Below are 14,839 nucleotides of genomic sequence, written 5' to 3' on the forward strand. Positions count from 1 at the left end.
AGTGATCAAATTTCAGTGAGGATAAATTTTCAAGAACAAGGCGCTTGATTGAGCAATAGCAGGCTATTGGGATTGAAAGCAACGCTGTACTTGGACATTTAGACCATCTTAAAATGATCACTTATTTAGTATGATTGGTATAACATCATTTTTTTACAAAGTGTTGTTATGTATTATCCTCCTGTAAAACTCAACAAGGCCGCAATGCAGCAATCTTTGCAGTTGCAATATTAAGATTATTTAAACCGCACTTACCGTTACTTTATTCCAGTCAGACTGCGCCGGGATGATGTTAATGGTATCCCAGTGCTTAACAATTTTGTTGTTTCTACATGGAGCAGGTATGACAGATACAAAAAAGGCTACCACCAGGCAGCCTTTAATTAAATCATGCTTTAATTTTCATTTATAGCGTGTTAAGCCATCGCTTTGCTTAAAAAGTCCAGACTATCGGGGAGTTCCAAACCATTATGGCGGGATAAATTAAACCACATATAGGCTTTTTTATTATCCGGGTAAACACCCACGCCGGTGGCATAGGCTATTCCGAGATTAAATTGGGCTTGCGCATGACCTTGCTCAGCAGCTTTTCTGTACCAGGTTACAGCTTGTTTATCATCTTGAAAAACACCTGCGCCGGTGGCATAGGCGATTCCGAGATTAAATTGAGCTTGCGCATGGCCTTTCTCAGCAGCTTTTCTGTACCAGGTGAATGCTTGTTTATCATCTTTCTGGACGCCTTCGCCATTGCTGTACAAAACACCCAGAGCATATTGAGCAGCTGCATCTCCTTGTTGTGCTGCTTTTAAATTACTTTGAAAATCAGAAGCATTGATAGAAAGAGCGGTAAAAATCAATAACATGAAACCAACTAATTTACGCATAATATTTCCTTAAAAAAGTCATCAAGACAACAACACAATACCATAATAAGATGAAAAGGGAATGCTGAAAAAATAATCAACAGTTAAAATATTTAATGTGGCGTTAATCGCTGTTAATCTAAATAAGCGGATAAAAAGCTGCTGATTAATGCCTGGCATTAACTTTCTCTGAGCCAAATGGATACAGCCTGAGTTAAAATTGCAAATTCCGATTACGGTCATTTATAATTATTGATGATTATTTAACAAACAGTGTTGACTTTATGCTTCGGGCTCTATAAAGTTCAGCTCAGCAAGAAAGAAAGCCTATTGTTTACATACTCCACTTCGTTGTTTTATTAATAATACCTCGCTCTGTAGTTTTTAAGTTCCAGTCTGTTTTTTACGCTATTCAAGCCTTTCGAGGCAATCTTATATTTTAAAATTACAGGATATTATTATGTCTAAAGTTCAAGGTACGGTTAAGTGGTTCAACGAAGCTAAAGGTTTTGGTTTTATCGAGCAAGCATCTGGTCCAGATGTATTCGCTCACTTCAGTGCTATTGCAAGCGAAGGTTTCAAAACTTTAGCTGAAGGCCAAAAAGTAGAATTCACTGTAAGCCAAGGTCAAAAAGGCCCGCAAGCAGAAAATATCGTAGCTCTATAATTTGCTTCGATATTTTAGCGCCTGAATGCGCTAAAAAACATAAAAAAAATGGTAAACCTTTACGGGTTTGCCATTTTTTTTGTCTTTTAAAAAGTGAGGATTCAGTCCCGCTATCCAACACTTATAGATGTCTTCAGAAATCTCTGCTTAAATTACTTATTTTATAATAACGGCAAAAAAGGTTATATTCCCTGTAAACCCTTATCAAATAATGAGCCTTGTATGGAACTTATTTTTTCACTATTGCAGCAGTTAAGTGTGTATTTAGTGATTGCCTATTTATTAAGCAAAACGCCTTTGTTTATGCCACTAACGACCGTATCCGGTCATTTTCCGCAGCGTATAGCGTGTTATGTGCTGTTTAGTTTATTTTGTATTTTAGGGACTTATTTTGGTCTGACGATTGAAAATGCAATTGCCAATACGCGCGCCATCGGTGCGGTATTAGGCGGATTATTGGGAGGCCCGTTGGTTGGTTTTGCCGTTGGTTTGACCGGGGGATTACATCGTTACAGTATGGGCGGCTTTACCGATTTGGCCTGTGCTATTTCAACCACAGCGGAAGGTTTGTTTGGCGGCTTAATTCATCTTTATTACGTTCGCCGTGGTATGGTTGATAAAATATTTAATCCAAAAGTTGCTTTTTTTGTTTTAGTGGCGGCTGAAATTATGCAGATGAGTATTATCCTGCTGGTGGCCAAGCCATTTGATCAGGCATGGCATTTGGTGCAGGCCATTGCGCCGCCAATGATAATTGCCAATGCATTTGGCGCCGCGCTGTTTATCAGTATTATTCAGGATAGAAAAGCCATTTATGAAGAGTATTCAGCGGCTTTTTCCAGTAAGGCCTTGAAGATTGCACAGCGATCAGTCGGTATTTTAAGTGAAGGTTTTAATCCGGAAACCACCAAAAAAATCGCCCAGATTATTTATGAAGAAACCGGCGTAGGCGCAGTATCGATTACCGATTGCGATAAAATACTCGCTTTTATCGGCTTGGGGGCGGATCATCACCGCCCCGGCACGATAATCTCATCTGAATATACGCGTCGCGCGATTACAAACAAAGAGCTGTTTTACGCGGACGGTTATGAAATCAAATATCAATGTTCATTACATGATAAATGCAAATTAGGTGCGGTGCTGGTCATTCCTTTACTTGGCGGAGACGGGCAGGTGCTGGGAACAATCAAACTCTATGAAGGAAAGCAGAAACTGTTTTCTTCACTGAATCGCAGCCTCGGTGAAGGATTGGCAAAATTGTTATCAAATCAGATCTTAACCGGGCGCTATATCGAGCAGAAAACCCTATTAACCCAAGCTGAATTACGTTTACTGCAGGCCCAAGTTAATCCGCATTTTTTATTCAATGCATTAAATACCATCAGTGCAGTGATCCGTAAAGATCCCAATAAAGCACGGGATCTGATTCAGCATCTATCGTTATTTTTCCGGCGTAATTTAAAAAATAATATTGAAAGAGTGACGATCAAAGAGGAGCTTGCGCATATCACCTCCTATCTTGAAGTGGAACTTGCGCGTTTTTCGGATCGTTTAGAAGTTGATTTTTCTGTTAATCAGTCGGTTTTAAATATTTATGTGCCGACGTTTACCCTGCAGCCTTTAGTTGAAAATGCGATCAAGCATGGTACATCAACATTATTAGAAAATGGCAAAATATCCATTACCGGAGCATTATTCAGTCACAATAATTTCCCGCATATAAAACTGCAGGTGATCGATAACGCAGGTACCTATGTGGAAGGCATTAACCATTCCGGTTTAGGTTTGCAGATTGTCAATAAACGTCTGCAAAACACCTTCGGAGAAGAGTTTGGATTGCAGATGCATTGTAAAAAAGGCGAATCAACTACCGCCGAGATTATCTTCCCCTTAGTCAATAATAATATCAATGAGAGTGCTAATGTTTAAAGCGATTGTGATAGATGATGAAGTATATGCCCGTGAAGAGCTGATTCAATTATTAAATGAAACCGGTGAAGTTGAGATTGTCGCCAGTTGTCAGAATGCCATCGAGGGGCTTAAACAGATCCATGCGCTTAAACCTGATGTGATTTTTTTAGATATTCAAATGCCGCAGATAACCGGTTTAGAGCTGCTCAGTATGCTTGATCCGGAAAAGATGCCGCAGGTTGTTTTTGTGACTGCTTATGATGAATATGCACTGAAAGCCTTTGAAGATAATGCCATTGATTATTTATTAAAACCTGTTGCGCCATCGCGCCTGGAAAAAACCCTGAAACGTCTGCATTCCTCAGTTATCACCCGGGATTTCACTTCAGTCACCAGTGCGCAGTTGGAATTAGTACCCTGTGCAGGCTATAACCGGGTTTTATTAATTAAACCGCAGGACATTGAAATGGCTTATTCAGATCAGTGCGGTGTGCACGTGGTGAGCAATGAATCACTTAAGGGCGGTAATAAAATGAGCTGTTCATTGAGTTTAAAAGTGCTGGAAGAAAAAACCCCTCTGATACGCTGTCACCGCCAGTATCTGATTAATCCGACCACTATCCGTGAAATAAAATTACTGGAAAATTCCCTCGCAGAAATAATCACCTGTAATGGCGCAGTCGCGCCCGTCAGTCGCCGTTATTTAAAAGCCTTAAAGGACCGTTTTGCCCTTTCTTAAGGTATGTTTAGCGAATTGTTATTATCTGGCAAAACCACTAAATTTTATTTACGACCGTTTAAATTTTTATATGACCACTGAGCTTTTTTGTTAATGAATCAATTTTCGATAGGTGTAGTGTGTGATGGTATAACAGTTTGTTTTGAGTAGTGCCGCATCCGCAAAGATGTTTGCTTATGATGCAAAATTGTTATCGCAGTTATCAGACTTCGCTAATAATTTTGCATCATAACATTGAATATCAACACTGCTATTTGACATCTGTTATCCATTATTAACTAACTTGAATAATAGAGAGAATAATATGCTTTGGTTCCTAACTTGTGTTGCCGCACTGCTCGGTGGATATTATATCTACGGGTCAATTGTTGAAAAAGTATTTGGTTTAAAAAAACATCGTACAACGCCTGCCTTTAGCAAACAGGACGGTGTTGATTTTGTGCCGATGAAAAGTAAAAGAGTTTATTTGGTTCAGTTATTGAATATTGCCGGCGTCGGTCCTATTTTTGGTCCAATTATGGGGGCGTTATACGGGCCGGCAGCGATGCTTTGGATTGTAGTCGGTTGTGTTTTTGCCGGCGCGGTGCATGATTATTTCTCGGGCATGTTATCTGTCCGTAACGGCGGGGCATCAGTGCCCAGCCTTGCGGGTAAATACCTCGGGCCAACAGCAAAACATTTCATGAACATTTTTGCGCTGGTATTACTGTTATTGGTTGGCGTTGTATTTGTGTCTGCACCGGCGGGCATGATAACCAATCTGGTTAATTCACAAACTGATATCGTTATGTCTATGACTACTATGGTAGCCATTATCTTCGCTTATTATGTTATCGCAACTATCGTACCGGTTGATAAAGTAATTGGTCGTTTTTATCCTTTCTTTGGTGCGTTATTGATATTTATGTCAGTCGGTCTGATCACCGCGTTGGTATTCTCAAGTGAGCATACTTTATTGGGTGATTATGAATTAAGCCAAATGTTCGTCAACATGAATCCGCATGATCTGCCCTTATGGCCGGCACTGTTTATTACCATTGCCTGCGGTGCAATATCCGGTTTTCATGCCACACAATCTCCCTTAATGGCGCGTTGCATTGAAAATGAAAGTAATGGCCGTTTCGTATTTTACGGAGCAATGATTGGTGAAGGTATCATTGCGCTAATCTGGTGTGCATTAGCTTTGTCTTTCTTCGGTTCGGTAGACGGTCTGGCAGAGGCGGTAAGTAACGGTGGCCCAGGCAGTGTTGTCTACAATTCATCGATTGGTCTGTTAGGTGTGTTCGGTGGTATTGTCGCATTTTTAGGTGTGGTTATTTTACCTATTACATCGGGCGATACTGCATTTCGTTCAAGCCGTTTAATTCTTGCTGAATATTTCAATATGGAGCAGAAATCAATCCGCAACCGCTTATTAATGGCAATGCCGCTGTTTGTTTTAGGCGCGATTTTGACTCAGGTTGATTTTGGTATTATCTGGAGATACTTCGGCTTTGCCAATCAAACCACAGCTGTGATGATGTTATGGACTGCTTCTGCATACCTGCTGCGCCATAATAAATTCCACTGGATCACAACGGTTCCGGCAATGTTTATGACCACAGTATGTATCACTTTCATCTTAAATAATGCGACGCTTGGGTTCGGGTTGGCAATGGATGTGTCTACCGCCGCCGGAGTGTTAGCAATGCTTATGGTGACTACCTATGTGATTAAACGTTCTAAAGGTAAAATACTGGAAGATGAGTATGTTGAGCAAGAGTCGCTTGAAGCAGTCAGTAAAGTTGTCAATGAGACTAACTAATTCCCTTTAATCCATTAACTTACTAAAAATGGTTATTCAAAACGGATAACCATTTTTTTCGTCTTTTAAAAAGTGTGCTCTCTGATACCATTTCGCATAATACTATACCCATGATACATCAAGATGCCTTGCCCTGGACTCTGACAAAGCATTTTGAGGTAACATGGGCATATAAGCAACAGAGGGCGCGTTTTACCCACCATGTAATGCCGCTTCTACCTATTAACTTCCTTAAAACTTTTTTATTTAAATTTTATGTACAAAATTAATCCGTTAAGTTTTGTAAAAACAATAAATTATAGCTAAAATTCAGATTAACTAAGTATCAATTAAATTGATACTTGGTTGCTTGTAAATTTATATAATATTAACCCAGATTGTTATACGCTATTACCTAAGGTAAGTTGATGAAATATTCTTTAAAACAACTGGCTGTTTTTGATGCCGTTGCCAGCCAGGAAAGCGTGAGTGCGGCTGCGCGCAAGCTATCCATGACACAATCAGCTGTAAGCATGTCTCTTTCCCAGTTTGAAAATGTTCTGGACAGGCCACTGTTTGTTCGTCAGGGAAATCGCCTGCTATTAAGCCATTGGGGGCGCTGGTTGCGCCCTAAAGCGAAGAAGTTATTACAGGATGCCCAGCAAATTGAATTGGGCCTGCACGACCAGCAGTCAATTAGCGGACAATTTTCGCTTTCTGCAAGCCAAACGGCGGCAGAACATATTCTGCCTTCGCTTATCAGTAAAATTGATACTGATTTTCCTGAATTAAGAATTGATCTGATGGTTGAGAATACCGAGCACGTAATTCAGGGTATTATTAATCATGATTATGATATGGGAGTGATTGAAGGGCGTAATGATGACCATCGTATGCACCAGGAAACCCTGCTGGAAGACCATCTTGTGGTTTTTACCAATCCCAACCATTCCTATGCAAGGCATCAGACGGTAAGCCTCGCGCAGCTTGAACAGGCAAAATGGATACTGCGCGAACAGGGATCTGGTACGCGTCATATTTTTGACGGTGCGGTACATGGGGAAATTGATGATATACATGTCTGGAAAGAGTACCAGAGTGTTTCAGTTATCAAAGCATTGGTTAGAAATGGTTTTTACCTGGGATGCTTACCTTATTTGGATGTGATTAAAGAAGTGAATGAAGGGTCTCTGGTCATTTTGCCGACACCGGAGCTGGATATGAAGCGCAATTTGTCTTTTGTATGGCGAAAAGATGCCGGTGAAAACCCGCTTCGTGATTGTATTGTTGCAGAGGCCCGCAGGCTGGTCAGGCGTTATAAAAAGCAGATGGACAACACCCATCTTGCATTAGTTTATCCGTAGTATTAAGCTTGGGATATTGTTACGCGGCATCTTTTTGTTCTCTTTTAGTAACAACAAGCTGCTGCGTAATAAGCATGGCGATTTGACAGCGGCTTATTACTCCATAAACCTTACCCTGGTGAACAACAGGATAAGTGCAGGGCTGTTGCGCGCTTGCTTTGTTTAAGCGCTGTTCATAACTCTGGTAATGATAGTCTGTTAGCAGGGAGGCACTATCCACCGGAAATAAGGCGAGTTTATCGACGACCATAAATTCCAGCAAGGCAGGTATTTTTTGCGTCAGTTCAACGGTGAGAATGCTGGTTTGCATTACCTTGCTCAGATCCGCTTGTAATTCACTTGAATATTCATTTGCCCATAATAACCTGAGAATATCCTGCTGAGAAACAAACCCGGTTAGTTGCTGCTGGTGATTGACCACGGGAGCGCCTTCAATATTTTGTGTTGTTAATCTTGAAAGTGCCTGATAAATAGAATCTGTTTCTAATAATATTAGCGGGTTGTGCTCCATTATTTCATGAACGCTTAGGTTATTTAATCGGCTTAACATTCTCTTTTTCTCTCTGCAAGTTAATCAATTCTGCTATTTTTAATGCATTTTAAATAGTTAACCTCAATTCTGGATAAGCAAATCGATACAGCACCGTTATTTTCGCGTATTTCTGCTTTAAATCATCTCCCAATAGCCAGCTATTGCTTCGATGATTCGCCTTGAACTATACAAAACTAACAGTACTGTATAATGAAAATCTTTAATGCATTGATATTAAAGGGAATTTATATTCCATTATCCAGGGTTGAGGTTATTTAAACAAGGATAAAACAGGCTCAATCTATTTCATCCTTGCTGATCGTTTCAGCTGATAGTATTACGCAGCATCTACTTGTTTTTTATCATCAGGGTAATAGTGTGTTGTGATAAGTTTTGCAATCTGACTACGGCTAATCACACCGCATACCACACCCTGGTTAACCACCGGATAAATAGAAGGGCGTTTCGCCGCGGCACCTTTTAAACGCTGGTCGTAACTTTGGTATTTATAACTGTTTAAAATACCTGTGTTGCTTACCGGGAACAGGGCTTCTTTGTCCACTACCATAAACTCCAGCAGCGCAGATACTGGTTGTTGATAATCAACCGATAAAATCTCAGTCTGCATCACGGCTGATATAGTCACTGATAACTTGATTGAGTATTCTTCTGACCATAAAAATCTTAAAATGTCCTGTTGTGATACGAAGCCAATTAACAGCTGCTGCTGGTCAACGACCGGCGCACCTTTAATATTATGTTCAACCAGTAGAGAAAGCGCTTTATAAATACACTCATCTGCTGTTAGTACAAGTGGATTTTGGTCCATCACGTCGTTTACGGTTAAGTTGTTTAATGCTGTTTTCATAATATTTTTCTCTCCAGAATTAGTTGATGGCTTATTGGTGAATAAATTTTGTGGTTGTTCTGAGTTGATTATCGGATTGGCATGGATTGTTTGCGGTTGCAGGTTTGCGTGCTTGCTGTCTTTTTCGGTTAACCAGTAACCCAATCCAACAAAAACACCACCGCCAACGATATTACCGAGGGTGACAGGAATCAGGTTGTGTGCGATAAAGTTTGACCAGGTTAAATCAGCAAACTCTGCTGCCAATAATCCATGGCTGCTGAAAAACTCAGGGGAGCTGATTGTTTTAATCATAATCCCTAATGGCACCATAAACATATTAGCGATACTATGTTCAAAACCGCTACTGATAAACATCGCTACCGGTAAAATTAAAAGCATTGATTTGGCTAAGATATCCTTCGTGGTGAAGGTCATCCAGATACCCAGACAAACTAATAGATTACACAATATTCCCAGTGTAAAAGCCTGTACCCAGGTATGGTGCAGTTTATGCTGGGCGATATGTAAGGCATTAATACCCCAGCTGCCATCATCTAATAAATGCATTTTAGCAGTGATAATAAGTGTGACCATTAAGGCGGCGCCAACAAGGTTGCCAAAATATACACGTACCCAGCATTTCATTAACTCAGCCGTAGAAAATAAGCCTTGTGCCCAGGCAACCGTTGTTAATACCGTGCTGGTAAATAACTCACCTCCGCAAACAACAACCAAAATTAATCCAAGGCTGAAAGCGAGACCACCGGTAAAGCGCATCACTCCCCATGGCGCACCGGCAGCTCCTGTGGTGACTGTGATATAAAAAACAAAGGCAATGGCAATAAAAGCACCGGCAAAAATAGCGAGTGAAAATGATTTTGCAGTCTTTTTAGCAACTTTGCTTATTCCGTATTCTTCTACCGTCTGCAGCGGATTTTTTTTAACTGCAGGTAAAGAGCCGATGGTTTGCACGCATTGTAGAGATGTATTAGTAGGCATAATATTTTCCCTGATAAATCAGGCCTCCAATAAGTGGTTTGGTTAGTGTGTTTTTTTTCATAAATGAATCCCTTTAGAAAGTGTTTATCAGCGTTGTTGTTCAACGCCCAGATACAATAGGGCAAAGGTTTTTGAATTAATATTGGGAAGTTTTTATGCTCATATTCAAAGATATTGATGGTGGAAATTTTATCAGGCAGCAGTCTGGATTTATCCAATGCACGCCAACAGGCATCGGGTATTAAAGATTATTGATAGAAGGTAATGAGGATCTTACGGGAAATGAAAAAAATATTTTTTGGTTACTGTTTTTAATCAGCGGGAGACTTCCCCTTCAGAGAACCGGTATAGAAGCGAAGTGCTGAACTGGTTTTCATCTGTATTTAACTCGGGTGTGTAAACAAAACGCCAATCACTCTGTACTGACCATTTGTTATTTAGCTTATAATGTAAGCCTAAGCCGGCATTTATTTGAAATGTTTTGCTGTCAACTGATTCTTGATACATGGTTTCACCAAAACCGCTGGTAATAAAAGGGCGCAGACCTTGGTTATGATTAAAATAATATTGTGTATCTAAACCATAGTTTTCGTACTTAACAGACTCATTGCTCACTTTGTCTTTTAATTGTGCCGTGCTGTAGTTTAATCGTGTCGATATATTGTTAGTGAAATATAAGCCCAGTGACCATTGTTGACCGTAACCACTCCTAAGCCCCCACTTGCGGTTCGGATTTACATAAATAGCACCTGCACTGAATCCTATAATGCCCGTGGTGACAGGATCAACTGTCCTTGTTGTAAAAGTTGAGTGTTTGTTGCGTTTATTGCTGATCCCCGCCGAGGCGTGGCTATCATCAATGCCATAACTGTAGTGTATCTGCAATCCAACTTGGTTTTCTACCTGCTCGCCATAACCCGCTTTACCCTGCTGATAGGTGAAATATCCTGTCCCTGCTTTTAAAATATCTCTGCCAAGCAGGTAATTTACATTGCGCCCGATAGTATCGACCGGATCCAGGAGAAATAGGGCGCTATCACCTAACAGCGTGGAACCAAACAATTTACCGTCACTGCGGTAAATATCCTGTTCGGTTTTGAATGCCCACTCACCATACGCCCAACCTAAGATTGGCGTGAGGATTAAATCCTGAATTGAAGGCGTTTCAGCAAAAGCTTCCATTCCATATTCCCAGTAAAAAGTGGACATCATAAATGAGTAGATAAAGGAGTCCCATTGACGATATCCGGATTTTCGTGCTGACTGGTAATACACACCACCAAAATATCCATGCCCAAGTACATTTAGATACAAGTCATCGCGATCCCATACCGGACTCTGCTTGACATGATCCAGCCACTTGTTGGCAAGACTTTCATCCTGCTCCTGCCAGTTGGTCACTGAGGTTGGCATTAATGCAAAGACCCCAAGCACCCCGAATCCCGAACCCAGCACAGTGTAAGTTTGATCTAATAGACGTTCAGAATCTTCACCATGTTGGGCATTAAACAGTGATATTGTATAAGGGGAGTCGTAAAAACCAGGTTCAATATTTTTCGTTTCCCAAACCGAGTTGCTTGCTGGTGTATAATAAGAGATTGTTTCAGTTGCATCTGGCTCTGCCAGCAGCGGTGTTGGCAGGGTAAGCATAACCAGGTAAATAGCAGGGCAGCACAGTTTTTTTAGCTTTAACAAAAATGTTTCCCCGTGTTTGAGATAGTTACTGTCATTGAACGTTGCTGCGGTCTCTGTTATTCATATAAAATAACCGCATCGTCCACATCAAGTATAGCCTTTGAATTAACGTGCAACTTGCTGATTCAAACATCTTCAAGTAGTTTAGCTACACAGCCTCATAAAATACAAAAATGTGATGGGTGAATTAATGATTATGATTAAATATCAACATAACAAAACACAAAAAGAATATTATGAATACAAATACAGCATTAATTAATCAGCAACTTGCCAATGAAACGGGCATATCAAACGCTCAGGTCAACGCTTTTATTGAACTTTATGATGATGGCAATACTGTCCCCTTTATTGCACGCTACCGCAAAGAGGCCACCCAGGGCTTAGATGATATTCAACTGCGTTTATTAGAAACACGTTTAATCTATTTACGTGAAGTGGAAGCCCGTCGCCAGACCATCTTAAAAGCCATCTCTTCAATGGGAAAACTAAGTGCCGATCTGCAGCGTAAAATCGAGCAGTGTTTTCATAAAAGTGTGCTGGAGGATCTTTATCTTCCTTTTAAAAGTAAGCGTATCAGCAAAGGGCAATTAGCTATTGAAGCGGGTATTCAACCGCTGGCTGATAAATTATGGCAACAGGGTGATTGTGATCCGCAAAGGCTGGTCAGTGATTTCCTGAATCCCAGCAAAGGATTTGCAGACGCTGAAAGCGTGCTTGAAGGTGCTTTGTTTATAGCGATGGAGTCAATTATTACCGATCCCGCTTTGCTGGAAAAACTACGCAGGCATCTGCTGGCCAATGCGGCTTTTGAGTGCAGCGTTGTTAAGGGTAAAGAGCAGCAGGCGGTAAAATTTAAGGACTATTTTGATTATCAGGAGTCTTTAAATAAAATAGCGCCACACCGTCTGCTGGCTGTCCTGCGCGGTAAAACAGAAGGGTTGCTTAAATTATCCTTAAATGCTGACCCTAAACAGGATAAAAAAATCAAAACCTCCTATTGTGAAAGTCTGATTGCACATCATTTAGGTTTTTCCTGGTTAAAATTATCAGATGATAACTGGCGTAAAAAAGTGATTCAGAAAGCCTGGAAGAGTAAATTAAGCGGGCAGATGGAAACACAGTTAATCACACTTTTAAAAGAGAGTGCACATAAAAATGCCATGGATAACTTTGCGTCAAATTTAAAAGATTTACTGATGGCGGCCCCGGCTGGTGCGAAAGTAACTTTAGGCCTGGATCCCGGTTTGCGTACTGGCTGTAAATTAGCTGTTGTTGATGCGACCGGTAAATTATTGGCTTATCAGACTATTTATCCGCATCAGCCAAGTAATAAAATTAAACAAGCAGCACAGATTGTTATGCAACTGATTAAAGAGCATCAAGTTGAGCTTATCGCCATTGGCAATGGCACTGCATCACGTGAATCCGATGACTTTATCCGCGCGACATTAGCAGAAAATAATCTGGATATTACCACAGTAATGGTCAGTGAGGCGGGGGCATCGGTTTATTCCGCATCGGAGCTTGCTTCAAAGGAGTTTCCGGATATTGATGTTGCCATCCGCGGGGCTATCTCTATTGCGCGACGCCTGCAGGATCCTTTATCCGAATTAGTTAAAATCGATGCCAAAGCTATCGGAGTGGGTTTATATCAGCATGATATCAATCAAAAAAGTTTAAGTCAGCGCCTTGATAGTGTTGTGGAAGATTGTGTTAATTCAGTTGGTGTGGATTTAAACAGCGCTTCACCTTCATTGCTCTCTTATGTTGCCGGGTTGAATCAAACCATTGCTACAAATATTGTCCAGTATCGGGATCAAAATGGTGCTTATAAGTCTCGCTCATCCCTTAAAAAAGTACCACGCTTAGGCGGTAAAGCTTTTCAGCAATGTGCCGGTTTTTTACGTATCACAAATGCACTTAATCCTCTGGATAATTCAGCGGTGCATCCGGAAGCTTATGATTTGGTAAAACAAATTGCAGCAGATAAACAGGTACAGGTAAAACAGCTGGTCAATAACAGTAATTTGTTAAATTCTATCGATGCCAATAACTATGCAGATAAAAATTTTGGTGTTATCAGTGTCAAAGATATTATCAGCGAACTGGCCAAACCCAAACGTGATCCAAGGCCAGAGTTTAAGCGTGTTGACTTTGCAAAAAATATTAATAATATTGCTGATTTGCAGGAGGGGATGATTTTACAGGGAGTGATATCCAACGTTACCAATTTCGGTGCCTTTGTGGATATCGGCGTACATCAGGATGGATTGGTGCATATATCGCAACTGGCAGATAAATTTGTCAGTGATCCTTTTGCCATCGTAAAAGTTGGACAGTTAGTGAAGGTGCGGGTGGTCGAGATTGATCTGCAGAGAAAACGTATTGCCCTGAGTATGCGCCTTGAAGAGAAGGCTGCCTGACCGATGCATTATAAGATTAAGTTAAGTCGGCGTTTACAAATAATCGACAACATGATCACCCGGCCGTATTTGCATATTTGGGACTGCTGCTGTGATCATGGTTTTCTCGGCTTAACCCTGCTACAGCGGCAGGCGGCTGAGACCGTTCATTTTGTCGACATTGTCCCGGCTATATTAAATCAATTAAAAGATGATCTTGATAAATATTATGGGGCTGAGCCGCAGCAAAGTGAGTGGGCGGTGCATTGCTGCGATGTGGAAAAATTACCTCTGGCCAGGGTGTCGAAATGTCCTGAAAAAGATAATCACCTGATTATCATTGCCGGTGTGGGCGGTGAATTGACCATTAAGCTGGTGGAAGCCATTTTGAGCAAATTCAGCCATTACCGGTTAGAGTTTTTATTGTGCCCGGTACAGCATAATTATCAGGTCCGTGAGTTTTTAATCAGCAGGCGGTTAGGATTGATCACTGAAAGACTGCTGATTGAAAATAAACGCGGTTATGAAATACTGCATGTGGCATTAAACGCAGAGTCGCCTATCTCAAAAGTCGGCTCCACCATGTGGGATTTTTCCAGAGAGGAGCACCTACTTTATTTACAGAAAACCATCGCCCATTATCAGCGTATTGCCCGCCGTCCGCAGCACAAGGTAAGCGAGATCATTAAGCAATATCAAAAGTTGCTTCAATCTCAACCTGCCTGCTGATATTATCATCGGCCAATTTATTCCAGAGTCTTATTATGCGCCTGCTCAAAACCGCTGTTCACCCCGACATCCTCACTTTAGATCAAAGCACATTTGTGCGTAATGCTGCCCGCGCGATCGTCCTAAAGGGGGAGATGATATTAATGCTTTATACCGCCCGTTACCATGATTACACCCTGCCGGGCGGCGGGGTTGATGAAAACGAAAATTTGCTGGAAGGATTAATACGTGAGCTGCAGGAGGAAACCGGTGCGCAAAATATTCGTGATATAGAAGATTTTGGCTTATACGAAGAGTTC

The 14,839-nt window shown here is 41.0% G+C and carries 12 protein-coding genes; 8 read left to right on the plus strand and 4 right to left on the minus strand.

Annotation, left to right across the window (positions count from 1 at the left end; translation table 11 throughout):
* Nucleotides 1-416 precede the first annotated feature (416 nt).
* Nucleotides 417-884, minus strand: coding sequence for a tetratricopeptide repeat protein (locus ABZA00_RS12185; RefSeq protein WP_372882438.1), 468 nt, complete (start codon nt 882-884; stop codon nt 417-419).
* 439 nt (nt 885-1,323) lie between these two features.
* Between ABZA00_RS12185 and ABZA00_RS12190 the strand changes: the two genes are divergently transcribed.
* The 5 genes from ABZA00_RS12190 (at nt 1,324) to ABZA00_RS12210 (ending at nt 7,330) form a co-directional block, all read left to right on the plus strand.
* Nucleotides 1,324-1,530 carry a cold-shock protein gene (locus ABZA00_RS12190; RefSeq protein ID WP_372882439.1) on the plus strand — a complete coding sequence of 69 codons (207 nt, stop codon included), beginning with the start codon at nt 1,324-1,326 and terminating at the stop codon, nt 1,528-1,530.
* A 222-nt stretch (nt 1,531-1,752) separates the two neighbouring features.
* Nucleotides 1,753-3,462, plus strand: coding sequence for a LytS/YhcK type 5TM receptor domain-containing protein (locus tag ABZA00_RS12195; protein ID WP_372882440.1), 1,710 nt, complete (start codon nt 1,753-1,755; stop codon nt 3,460-3,462).
* A complete protein-coding gene (btsR, locus tag ABZA00_RS12200) occupies nt 3,455-4,183 on the plus strand; it encodes a two-component system response regulator BtsR (protein WP_372882441.1) in 729 nt (242 codons plus the stop codon). Before ABZA00_RS12195 ends, btsR begins: the two co-directional genes overlap by 8 nt.
* 304 nt (nt 4,184-4,487) lie before the next feature.
* A complete protein-coding gene (locus ABZA00_RS12205) occupies nt 4,488-5,987 on the plus strand; it encodes a carbon starvation protein A (RefSeq protein WP_372882442.1) in 1,500 nt (499 codons plus the stop codon).
* 407 nt (nt 5,988-6,394) lie between these two features.
* A complete protein-coding gene (locus ABZA00_RS12210; protein WP_372882443.1) occupies nt 6,395-7,330 on the plus strand; it encodes a LysR substrate-binding domain-containing protein in 936 nt (311 codons plus the stop codon).
* Between the two features lie 19 nt (nt 7,331-7,349).
* Here the strand turns inward: ABZA00_RS12210 and ABZA00_RS12215 are convergent, their stop codons facing one another.
* The 3 genes from ABZA00_RS12215 to ABZA00_RS12225 form a co-directional block, all read right to left on the minus strand.
* On the minus strand, nt 7,350-7,880 hold the full coding sequence (locus tag ABZA00_RS12215; protein WP_372882444.1) for a CBS domain-containing protein: 531 nt from the start codon (nt 7,878-7,880) through the stop codon (nt 7,350-7,352).
* Between the two features lie 319 nt (nt 7,881-8,199).
* Nucleotides 8,200-9,711 (minus strand): formate transporter FocA, encoded by a 1,512-nt coding sequence (gene focA, locus ABZA00_RS12220; protein ID WP_372882445.1) that lies wholly within the window; start codon nt 9,709-9,711, stop codon nt 8,200-8,202.
* 315 nt (nt 9,712-10,026) lie between these two features.
* Entirely contained in the window at nt 10,027-11,406 is a 1,380-nt protein-coding gene (locus ABZA00_RS12225; protein WP_372882446.1) for a DUF3943 domain-containing protein, read from the minus strand.
* A 236-nt stretch (nt 11,407-11,642) separates the two neighbouring features.
* On the opposite strand from ABZA00_RS12225, the gene ABZA00_RS12230 reads away from it, so the two are divergent.
* The 3 genes from ABZA00_RS12230 to ABZA00_RS12240 form a co-directional block, all read left to right on the plus strand.
* Nucleotides 11,643-13,832, plus strand: a complete 2,190-nt coding sequence (locus tag ABZA00_RS12230; protein ID WP_372882447.1) for a Tex family protein — start codon at nt 11,643-11,645, stop codon at nt 13,830-13,832.
* 3 nt (nt 13,833-13,835) lie between these two features.
* On the plus strand, nt 13,836-14,540 hold the full coding sequence (locus ABZA00_RS12235; RefSeq protein ID WP_372882448.1) for a tRNA (adenine(22)-N(1))-methyltransferase TrmK: 705 nt from the start codon (nt 13,836-13,838) through the stop codon (nt 14,538-14,540).
* 35 nt (nt 14,541-14,575) lie between these two features.
* Nucleotides 14,576-14,839, plus strand: a 264-nt coding sequence (locus ABZA00_RS12240; RefSeq protein WP_372882449.1) for an NUDIX hydrolase, incomplete at its 3' end; no start/stop codon positions are given.

It is taken from the genome of Psychromonas sp. (assembly GCF_041586535.1).
Lineage (GTDB): Bacteria > Pseudomonadota > Gammaproteobacteria > Enterobacterales > Psychromonadaceae > Psychromonas.